The sequence below is a fragment of the Nonomuraea antri genome, assembly GCF_013283785.1.
Taxonomy (GTDB): domain Bacteria; phylum Actinomycetota; class Actinomycetes; order Streptosporangiales; family Streptosporangiaceae; genus Nonomuraea; species Nonomuraea antri.
The window spans coordinates 1-5486 of the sequence record NZ_JABCPZ010000390.1; the positions used below are offsets into that span (position 1 = coordinate 1).

5 protein-coding genes are annotated in these 5486 nt (G+C 71.9%); 2 read left to right on the top strand and 3 right to left on the bottom strand.

Translation table 11 applies throughout. The annotated features are described in order from the left end of the window. A partial coding sequence (locus HII36_RS52925; protein ID WP_173530986.1) for a hypothetical protein occupies window positions 1-515 on the bottom strand: 515 nt, incomplete at its 3' end. Window positions 516-572: 57 nt separating this feature from the next. On the opposite strand from HII36_RS52925, the gene murA reads away from it, so the two are divergent. Both murA and HII36_RS52935 read left to right on the top strand, forming a co-directional pair. Further along, window positions 573-1883, top strand: a complete 1311-nt coding sequence (gene murA, locus HII36_RS52930; RefSeq protein ID WP_328808300.1) for a UDP-N-acetylglucosamine 1-carboxyvinyltransferase — start codon at window positions 573-575, stop codon at window positions 1881-1883. Window positions 1884-1935: 52 nt separating this feature from the next. Further along, entirely contained in the window at window positions 1936-4260 is a 2325-nt protein-coding gene (locus HII36_RS52935) for a transglycosylase domain-containing protein (protein ID WP_328808301.1), read from the top strand. Between the two features lie 15 nt (window positions 4261-4275). On the opposite strand, the gene ybaK is transcribed toward HII36_RS52935, so the two are convergent. Continuing rightward, a complete protein-coding gene (ybaK, locus tag HII36_RS52940; protein ID WP_173530987.1) occupies window positions 4276-4770 on the bottom strand; it encodes a Cys-tRNA(Pro) deacylase in 495 nt (164 codons plus the stop codon). 80 nt (window positions 4771-4850) lie between these two features. Then, window positions 4851-5486: DUF11 domain-containing protein (locus HII36_RS52945; protein ID WP_173530988.1), on the bottom strand; the 636-nt coding region annotated here is incomplete at its 5' end.

Here is a 5486-nt window from a genome sequence, read left to right on the forward strand (position 1 = left end):
GTCTCGTCCAGCCCGAACGGCCGGCGCAGCGGTGACTCGCGGTAGCCGTGCATGCCCTCCAGGAAGCCGTACAGGCCGACCGCGACCAGCGGCCAGGTCACCAGCACCCCGGAGGCGGTCAGCCGCAGCGCGCCCGGCACCACCTTCATCCCGGGCACTGCGGCGGCCTCCACCATCCCGGCGCCGATGGTGATCGTGGTGCCCGCCCAGTACGTCAGGAACGCCGCCAGCAGCCCGCCCGCGAACAGCCCGACCAGCACCGGCAGCAGCCTGCGGCGGCGGGCGGCGAACCAGGCGAAGGCGCCGCACAGCAGCCCGAGCCCGCCGGTGATCACGGTGTACCAGCCGTCGGCGGAGATCAGCGCCTGCGTGGTGGGATCGGCCAGCACCGGGCCCTTGTCGGTCAGCGCGTAGGGGGCGCGCGGGGCCACGCCCGACCACATCAGACCGGCGATGACCCCCAGGGCGGCGAGAATGAGGACAGTAACCGCAAACGCGCGTACTTCCCTCGCCACGCCTCTCCCCCTCACATGTACGTCTGAACGATGGTATCCCCCGGTTAGGCTCGTTTCGTGATTGCAGAAGAGTCCTGGCTGATCGAACCCTCCGGCCCGCTGCGCGGCGACGTGGTCGTCCGCGGTTCCAAGAACGGCGTTTCCAAGCACATGGTGGCCGCCATGCTCGGCAGCGGGGAGAGTACCATCCACAACGCCCCCGAGGTGGGCGAGGTCGGCATCACCGCGGCCATGCTGGAGGCGCTGGGCATCCACGTGGAGATCACCAGCTCCGAGATCAGGGTGGAGCAGGGCCCGGAGATCAAGCCGCGGGTGCCCGACGCGTTCACCGGTCTCAACCGCATCCCGATCCTCATGCTCGGCCCGCTGCTGCACCTGGCGGGGGAGGCGTTCGTGCCGCTGGTCGGCGGCGACCCGATCGGCCGGCGGCCGGTCAACTTCCACGTCGAGGCGCTGCGCGCGATGGGCGCCGAGGTCGAGGTGGGGGAGAGCGGCGTCTACGCCAAGGCCAAGCGGCTGAACGGCACCCGCATCGAGCTGCCGTACCCGAGCGTGGGCGCCACCGAGACGATCCTCATGTCGGCGGTGCTGGCCGAGGGCAAGACGGTGCTGAAGAACGCCGCCATGGAACCCGAGGTGGTCGAGCTGGCGCTGTTCCTGCAGCGGATGGGCGCCATGATCGAGCTGTCGCCCGACCGCAGGATCGTCATCGAGGGCGTCGAACGACTGCGCGGCGCCTCCACCTGGCTGGCCGGCGACCGCATCGAGGCGTTCTCCTACCTGGCGGCCGGCCTCATCACCGGCGGCGAGGTACGGGTGCACGGCTGCCCGCAGGACCGCCTGGTCACCGCCATCACCACGCTGGCCAGGATGGGCGCCAGGTTCGACATCAACGACGAGTACCTGTGCGCCACCAAGCCGCCCGAGGGCCTGCGCGCGGCCGCCGTGCAGACCGACACCCACCCTGGCTTCATGACCGACTGGCAGACGCCGCTCATGGTGCTGTTCACCCAGAGCCAGGGCATGTCCGTGCTGCACGAGACCGTCTTCGAGAACCGCCTGGTCTACGTGCCCGCGCTGCAGAAGATGGGCTGCGAGATCGAGGTGTTCGACCAGTGCCTGGGCGGCCCGGCCTGCCGCTACCACGACACCAACGCCCGCCACTCGGCCGTGGTGCGCGGGGTGTCGCAGCTCAAGGGCGCCGACGTGACGCTGCCCGACATCCGGGCCGGCTTCTCCGCCGTGCTGGCCGCGGCCGTCGCCGACGGCACGTCCACGCTGCGCGGGGTGCACCACATCGAACGCGGATACCATCACCCGTTCGAGCAGTTCGCGTCACTTGGTCTGAACATCCGTAGAGAACGGTAAAAACGGGGGAAGCGGGCGTTTGCCGGGGATCTAGCGGTTGCAGATCATCTGCGTGACAGTGCTCAGATCCATCGGCGTGCTCGGGACGGCCGGAGCGCTCGGCGGGGTGCTCGCGGCGGCGCTGGCGGCGCCCCTCGTGGGCGGGGGCGGCCTGGCCGCCCAGAATGTCGCGAACACCTTCGTGGAACTGCCGCCCGCGCCCCGCGAGGAGCCGCTGGCCCAGGTGACCAGGCTGCTGGACAAGGACGGCCGCCAGTTCGCCCAGTTCTACCAGGCCAACAGGACCACCGTGCCGCTGGCGCGGGTCGCCCCGGTGATGCGCCGGGCCATCGTGGCCATCGAGGACGCCCGCTTCTACGAGCACGGCGGCCTGGACGTCCGCGGCACCATCCGGGCGCTGCTCACCAACACCCAGGCCGGCGGCATCAGGCAGGGCGGCTCGTCGCTGACCCAGCAGCTCGTCAAGAACATCCTGGTGGAGAGCGCCCGCACCGACGCCGAGCGCGACCGGGCCAGGGCGCCGAACCTGGCCCGCAAGATCACCGAGCTGCGGTACGCGCTGGCGCTGGAGAACAAGTACAAGAAGGACCAGATCCTGGAGAAGTACCTGAACATCGCCTATTTCGGCGCCGGGGCGCACGGCGTCGAGGCGGCGGCCAGGCGGTTCTTCTCCACCTCGGCCGACCGGCTGACGCTGACCCAGGCCGCCACGCTGGCCGGGGCGGTGCGCATGCCGTACTCGACCGACCCCTCGCTCGGCCCCAACCACCAGGCGCGCCTGCGGATGCGCCGCGACCTGGTGCTCGACCGCATGGCCGGGCTCGGCCAGATCACCCAGGCGCAGGCGACGGCGGCCAAGCGGGCGCCGCTCGACATCAGGCTCAGGCCCGAGCCCGGCGGCTGCGGCCAGAGCCGCTACCCCTTCTACTGCCTGTACGTGCAGCGCGAGCTGCTCATCAACGAGGCCTTCGGCAACAGCAGGGCCGAACGCCAGGCCAGGATGGCCAGGGGCGGCCTGGTGATCAGGACCAACCTCGACCCGAAGGCCCAGCACGCCGCGGAGGAGGCCATCGGCCACCGGGTCGACCCCGAGGACACCGAGGTCGCCGCCGAGGCCATGGTCGAGCCGGGCACCGGCAAGATCAGGGCGCTGGCCGCCAGCAAACGGTTCGGCCGCAACCCTGGCGACAAGAAGAACGGTCCCAAGACCACCTTCAACCTGCCCGCCGACGTGGCCCACGGCGGCGGCCAGGGCTTCCAGGCCGGTTCGACGTTCAAGGTGTACACGCTGGCCACCGCGCTGCAGCAGGGCTGGCGGTTCAACGACGGCTTCCACACCCCGGGCGAGCTGGTGGCCAGGCAGGGCTACCGCGACTGCCTCGGCAAACCGGTCAACGACCCCGGCACGCGCATCCACAACGCCAGCGGCGAGGGCGAGGGCGGCCCGCACAGCATCGAGACCGGCACCTGGAAGTCGGTCAACATCTTCTACATGATGCTGGAGCGCAAGGTCGGCCTGTGCAACGTGGTCAAGACGGCCAGGGCGCTGGGCGCGGTCCGCGCCGACGGCAAGGCCTTCCGCGAGGTGCCCACGTTCACGCTGGGCGTCAACGAGATGGACCCGCTGACGGTGGCCGCCTCGTTCGCCACGTTCGCCGCCCGCGGCCGCTACTGCCGGCCGCAGGCCATCGTGGAGATCTCGGAGCGGGACGGCCGCCGCACCCAGGTGCCGCCCGCCTGCGAGCGGGTGCTGGAGCGGCCGGTCGCGGACGCGGTCAACCACGTGCTGGCCGGCGTGTTCGACAAGGGCACGATGAAGGGCCAGAACATCGGCCGCCCGGCCGCCGGCAAGACCGGCACGAACAACGGCTACACCTCGGCCTGGTTCGCCGGCTACACCCCGCACCTGGCGGCGGCGGTCAGCGTCGGCGACATCAGGGGCTCCTACAAGTACCCGCTGCGCGGCGTGACGATCGGCGACCAGCACTTCGGCTCCGTGCAGGGCGCCTCGCTGCCGGGGCCGATCTGGGTGGAGTCGATGGGGCCGGCGTTGCGCGACGTCCCGGCCAAGGGGTTCCCCGGGCCGAACATGGCGCGCTTCGGCGGCGGGTTCACGCCCGGGCTGAAGGAGGCGCAGGCGCGCGAGGAACGCGAGGGCAGGCGTGGCGGCGAGGGCCGCCCGGCCCGGGGGCGGCGGTGGTTCGGCGGCGGGCGGCAGGGGCGCAGGCACCAGCGGCTCTTCGAGTGGCTGATGGGGCAGCAGGGCCTGGCCGAGCCGCGGGTGCCCGACCTGTTCGGCCCGCCGGGGCCGAGGTTCATGCCGCCGCGCGAGCGTCCGCGCCGCCCGCACCGGCCACACCGCAGGCACCGCCGCTGAGCGGCGGGACGTGCGTCAGGCGGGCTTGCCGATGGGCGCGGTGACGGCCCGGGTGAGCGTGATGAGGTTGTCGGGGGCGGTCTCGATCTGCAGGCCGCGCCGGCCGGCGGAGAAGTAGATCGTCTCGAAGTCGAGCGCTGAGGAGTCGACCACGGTGGGCAGCTGCTTGCGCTGGCCGAGCGGGCTGATGCCGCCCACCACGTAGCCCGTCACCCGCTCCACCTTCGCGGCTTCGGCCATCGCGGCGCGCTTGCCGTTGAGCGCCGCGGCCAGGGCCTTGAGGTCGAGCTTGCCCGACACCGGCACGACGGCCACCGCGAGCCCGCCGTCGAGCTCGGCCACCAGCGTCTTGAAGATGCGCTCATAGGGCACGCCGAGCGCGTCGGCCGCCTCCTCGCCGTAGGCCTGCGCGGCGGCGTCGTGCTCGTACGGATGCAGCTCGAACGCGGCCTTGGCCTTGGTCAGCGCCACGGTGGCAGGGGTGCCGCCCTTACCTTTCGATGTGCTCACGGCCCACCAGTGTAGCGAATCTACAACGTAAAGGGCCGTGCTCGGGTCCACCGAGCACGGCCGAAAAAGCGGAACTACGGCTACCGGGTCCAGACGTTGATCACCGCGGTGTTGTCGCGCTGGTTCTGGTCCAGGCTGGTCGAGGTGACCTTCACGGTGACCGGCAGCGTGGCCGGCGCGTTGCGGGCCACCCTGATCATGATCGGGATCCGTACCGGCCGGTTCGGGCGGACGGCGGCCAGCGTGCAGGTCGCCCGCCCGCCGGTGATCCGGCAGACCCGGCTGCGCGAGGGCGCGAACGTGGCGCCCCTGGGCAGCGTGACGGACACCGGCACCTGCGCCGCGGCCATCAGCCCGCGCATGGTGACGGTCGCGGTGACGGTGGCGACGGTGCCGCGCCTGGCCACCCGCGGGGCCGAGCCGCGCACCGACAGCGCGTCGTAGACGCCGTGCGGGTCGGCCTTGCGCACGATGGCGCCGTAGCTCTCGGCGTTGAGCGCGTTGGCGACGGAGTAGCCGTTGGACTCGCGGTCGTCGCGGCCGGCCGACAGCACGCCGAGCAGGTCGCCGGTGGTCCGGTGCACCCACGGGCCGCCGCTGTTGCCGCGGAACTGGTGGCAGTTGTGCGTGGCCATCCGGCCGGGACGGTCGGCGGCGGCAGCGGCGTTCGCGGCGGGTTCCGTGACGGGTTCCGTGACGCGGTCCGCGTTGGGCCC